We start from the raw sequence: 4,354 nt of genomic DNA on the forward strand, positions 1-4,354 counted from the left end.
TCTTATATGCGCCCCCACTGGAAACCCACATTTTGGGGCATTTTTTCGCTATTAATTGTCAATGCTGTGGGCGTTTACATTCCCCTGCTGATTCGGAATGCCATTGACACTCTCCAAGTTGCCACTAAATTTGACCAAGTTTTCAACTACGTGCTCCTAATTCTGCTCCTCGCCTCAATTATGTGGGGAATTCGGATGGTGTCGCGGATTTTGCTGTTTGGCGTGGGGCGTCAAGTTGAATTTGACCTCAAACAGCAAATATTTAATCATTTATTAACATTAGAACCGTCTTATTTTGCTGCCAATACGGTAGGGGATTTAATTAACCGGGCTACTTCCGATTTAGACAATATTCGCCGCTTGGTGGGGTTTGCGGTGCTGAGTTTGGCGAATACGGCATTTGCCTATGCTTTGAGTTTGCCGGTGATGCTGGGAATCGATGTACGCCTGACGCTGTTGGCGATCGCAGTTTATCCTTTAATGCTGGTTTTGGTACAGCTATTTAGCGACAAACTTCGCATCCAGCAGTTAGACGTGCAAGAAGAACTATCGGCGATGAGCGACTTAATTCAAGAGGATATGAGCGGGATTTCCGTAATTAAAATCTACGCCCAAGAAGAAAACGAACGCCGCGCTTTTGGCTACCGCAACGCACAGTTGCTATCAGCAAACTTGGAATTAGCTAAAACTAGAAACTTTATTTTTCCGCTGCTGGGCGGTTTGGCAAGCATCAGTTTGCTGGTGCTGCTTTCTGCTGGTGGCGGGGCAATTGCTAAGGGCGACATTAGCATTGGCGATTTTGTAGCCTTGCTGATTTATGTCGAGCGTTTAGTGTTTCCGACAGCGCTGTTGGGTTTCACAATTACTGCTTACCAGCGGGGAGAAGTGAGTGTCGATCGCATCGAATCAATTTTGACTGTGGAACCGCAAATTAAGGATGCTGCCGGTGCAGTTGAACTGCCAACTCCAGTAATCGGCGAAATTGTAGCCAACAACTTAAATTTTACCTATCCAGACGCTAAAATACCAGCGCTAAAAGATGTTGATTTTACCATAAAACCGGGCGAAACAGTCGCAATTGTTGGGGCGATCGGATCGGGCAAATCAACCTTAGCCAATGCGCTGCCGCGCTTGCTAGATATCGCTCCGAGTCAGTTATTTGTTGACGGACAGGATATTACCGAAGTCAAATTGAAGGAATTGCGCGGGGCGATCGCCTACGTGCCCCAAGAAAGCTTTTTGTTCGGCACTACCATCAAGAATAACATCCGCTACGGCAATCCTTTAGCGGAACAGCCAGAAGTTGAATCAGCAGCAAAACAAGCCCAAATTCACGGCGAAATCCTCAACTTTCCGCAGCAATACAAAACAGTTGTCGGCGAACGCGGCATCACCTTATCCGGCGGACAGCGGCAGCGGACAGCCTTAGCTAGGGCTTTGTTAGTTGACGCTCCAGTGCTAATTTTGGACGATGCACTTTCCAGCGTAGACAATCAAACTGCTGCCGACATTTTACATAACTTGGCAACCGGAACCGATCGCAAAACAGTGATTTTTATCTCGCATCAGATGTCGGCCGCTGCTACTGCCGACCGCATTTTTGTGATGGAAAAAGGAGAAATAGTTCAGAGCGGCACTCACAAAGAATTGGTAGGGCAAACAGGGCTTTATCAATTTTTGTGGAACCAGCAAAAACTAGAGGAATTACTGCACTGACCAAAGCGCTCCTAACGATCGAAAATTTAATAACTTAAATACCTCCTACAGTCCTCTCTCCTGTAAGTTGCTTTCCTCAAAGGAGGCAGAGCCTCGCCTATCTGCATTACCAGGCAGAGCCTGGTAACGAGCAGTCGCTTAAGTTATTAAATTTTCATTCCTAACCCGGTTTATTGAGAGTTCTAGGCTCTCAATGAAATATGCTGCAGGTGGCGCTTTGCGAGAGCTTTTTCTCAAGAGAATGATTGTTATTTGGGTTGAGAAACCCCTTTTTTGTTCGAGTCCTTATTCCGAGTTTCTCGCCGGACTTCTTGAACTTTATCGACTTGAAAAATCAGGGTAAACTTTCGACCCATTTCTTTTTCCACAAATTTTTCTAAAAGCAGCACTTGTTTCGGTGTCAAAGGTTCGTTGCTGCGAACAATCAGACGAACTTCCGGCGGTTTCACCAACCAGTTAGTATTGCTTTCCATCAGTTCCACCCGTTGAAAAGTGATAGTTTTGTTGAGCAGCGCCCGCCTCAAACTAGCTTCTAGTTGCGCTTGGTCGATCAATTCCGCAAAACTCACCCCCAAAGGAATCACAAGTATACCCGTCAATCCTAAAGCCCAAAAAAGGGCTTTACCAGCGCGGTGCAGGGGCGTGTAGCCGGCAATTAAAAATGTCAGCATACAGGATAGAGTAATTCCCAGCAAATTGGTCAGATAAAGCAGGCTTGCTCCCAAACTCAGGGACCAGTTAGCTTGAGATAAGCCTAAACCTATAACACAAATTGGCGGCATCAGAGCCACGGCGATCGCAGTTCCCGCCAGAGTACCAGAAACTTTCGGCTGAATTTTGGCATAACCGCTGATTCCCCCAGCGGCGATCGCAATTCCCAAGTCTAGTAATGTAGGTTCAGAACGAGCTAAAACTTCGCTCCCAAAATCGGGAATTTTGACCAAAACACCCAGCAACCAAGCCAAAAAAATTGCTAGCACCGTCCCCACTGCTAATGCACTTAAACTTTTGCGGAACAAAAGCAAATCGCCTTCAACCGCTGCAAATGCTAACCCCCGGATTGGCAACATCAGAGGCGCAACGATCATCGCACCGATAATCACTGCTGCACTATTAGAAATAAGTCCCAAGGTAGCGATTACACAGGAACCGAAAATTAAGACAAGATAGTTAATATCTAGGCTTGACTCTTCCAACACTTCAAGTAGTATTTGATTTAACTGCTCTGGAGCGATCCTCTTCCCGGTCAAAAATTTAAAACGGTTTCTAATATTTTTCAACACAATAGTCTCCTAAAGTCTGTGGCTGGTGCAGGTATGCAGGTGCTCTCAAAAAAAGCACAATCCGGGCCCGCAACTTTTGGAGGGTATGGAACCCAGAACTAATTGCTGCGGGACTGCTAAATACCGAGCATTTGAATAAGATACACTGCCTTGAATGACTCGATAACTATGCAATAGCGCGATCGACAAAAATTGAGCTACAATCAAAATATATACTCAGCACAATCATAACGAATCATGCTCGCAGAAGCAAACGTCACACTTTGGCCCAGTCTCATTACTGTTTCAGCATTAATTCTCTACTTCGTTGTTACCATCAACGTCGGCAGAGCCAGATTCAAATACAAAGTTTCTCCCCCCCAGATGACAGGAAACCCAGACTTTGAGCGAGTAGTGCGAGTTCAGCAAAATACCTTAGAGCAAATAATTTTATTTTTGCCCTCGCTGTGGCTGTTTTCGCAATTTATCAGCCCAATTTGGGCAGCCGGTATCGGCGCAGTTTGGATAGTTGGACGCATTTTATTTGCTTGGGGTTACTATCAGGCGGCCGAAAAACGAGCAGCAGGATTTGGCATCAGTACATTAGCTACTTTAACTTTGCTGGGCGGTTCCTTAATTGGCATAATTATGTCCCTGCTGAAGCTTTAAGCAACCGCAGAGACGGCAGTGCCGTTTCTTGCGTCCCAAAACGATCGATCTTCCTCAATGAAAGATGTAACTGTCGCCCGCTTAATTGTAGGGAAACGGCACTGCCGTGTCCTGATTTCGGGTAATATTAATTCCGGTGCAACCGGATTCGATGTTAAATCTAATAAATTTTAGGAGTCAATATGTCAGAAACCAACAAACCCGTATTTGAAATTAACCAGCACCTTTTTCAGCAACTTGTCGAGTGGCAAGAAAAAATCGAACAAGAAGATGAATTAGCAAGTGACTCAGAAGAAGAAAAACCGACAGAGGTAAAAAATCCTATCCCAAGTCATGAACAGCATTCTCAAAAAGATAATTCCTAGCTTGTCGCTGGCGCTATCTTTTGGATTTCCTGCGGCTGCGTCAGCCCAAGTCCTGATATCCAGCGAACTTCAGCAAATCAATAGCGGTTTGTTCCGTTCTAATTCTCAAGATTTTTTTCTACAGGGAAATCGCCAACTAGAACAGGAAATTACAATTTTGTTGCAGAAACTTTTAACCTCAGAAGGGGAGATTCTGGAGATTGATGAAAAATTGCGCTCTCAGCTTTGTCACAAAGAGTTTAAAATATCCTCGCCCAATTATGCTACAGTAAATGCGGCTAAAATTGCCAGTATTAATACACAACTCACAGAAATTTGCAGGCACTATTAAAATGAAAGGGA

At 44.9% G+C, this 4,354-nt stretch carries 5 protein-coding genes; 4 read left to right on the forward strand and 1 reads right to left on the reverse strand.

What is annotated here, in order from left to right; all coding sequences use genetic code 11:
* The coding region (locus WBA89_RS18890; protein WP_424408742.1) for an ABC transporter ATP-binding protein at positions 1 to 1,716 on the forward strand (1,716 nt) is incomplete at its 5' end.
* A 248-nt stretch (positions 1,717 to 1,964) separates the two neighbouring features.
* On the opposite strand, the gene WBA89_RS18895 is transcribed toward WBA89_RS18890, so the two are convergent.
* Positions 1,965 to 2,999 carry a DUF389 domain-containing protein gene (locus tag WBA89_RS18895; RefSeq protein ID WP_424408743.1) on the reverse strand — a complete coding sequence of 345 codons (1,035 nt, stop codon included), beginning with the start codon at positions 2,997 to 2,999 and terminating at the stop codon, positions 1,965 to 1,967.
* Between the two features lie 237 nt (positions 3,000 to 3,236).
* Between WBA89_RS18895 and WBA89_RS18900 the strand changes: the two genes are divergently transcribed.
* From WBA89_RS18900 to WBA89_RS18910, 3 genes are all read left to right on the forward strand, one after another.
* Positions 3,237 to 3,647 carry an MAPEG family protein gene (locus WBA89_RS18900; protein ID WP_424408744.1) on the forward strand — a complete coding sequence of 137 codons (411 nt, stop codon included), beginning with the start codon at positions 3,237 to 3,239 and terminating at the stop codon, positions 3,645 to 3,647.
* Positions 3,648 to 3,829: 182 nt separating this feature from the next.
* Complete coding sequence (locus WBA89_RS18905; RefSeq protein ID WP_424408745.1) at positions 3,830 to 4,012, forward strand: hypothetical protein; 183 nt, start codon at positions 3,830 to 3,832, stop codon at positions 4,010 to 4,012.
* Complete coding sequence (locus tag WBA89_RS18910) at positions 3,981 to 4,343, forward strand: hypothetical protein (protein ID WP_424408746.1); 363 nt, start codon at positions 3,981 to 3,983, stop codon at positions 4,341 to 4,343. Before WBA89_RS18905 ends, WBA89_RS18910 begins: the two co-directional genes overlap by 32 nt.
* Positions 4,344 to 4,354: the final 11 nt, after the last annotated feature.

Source organism: Microcoleus sp. (assembly GCF_049646505.1).
Taxonomy (GTDB): Bacteria; Cyanobacteriota; Cyanobacteriia; order Cyanobacteriales; family Microcoleaceae; genus Microcoleus.

Excerpts from the sequence above, each read along its gene's own strand:
- WBA89_RS18910 (WP_424408746.1), top strand. The coding sequence starts at position 3,981 with ATGAACAGCATTCTCAAAAAGATAATTCCTAGCTTGTCGCTGGCGCTA.
- WBA89_RS18905 (WP_424408745.1), top strand. The coding sequence starts at position 3,830 with ATGTCAGAAACCAACAAACCCGTATTTGAAATTAACCAGCACCTTTTT.
- WBA89_RS18900 (WP_424408744.1), top strand. The coding sequence starts at position 3,237 with ATGCTCGCAGAAGCAAACGTCACACTTTGGCCCAGTCTCATTACTGTT.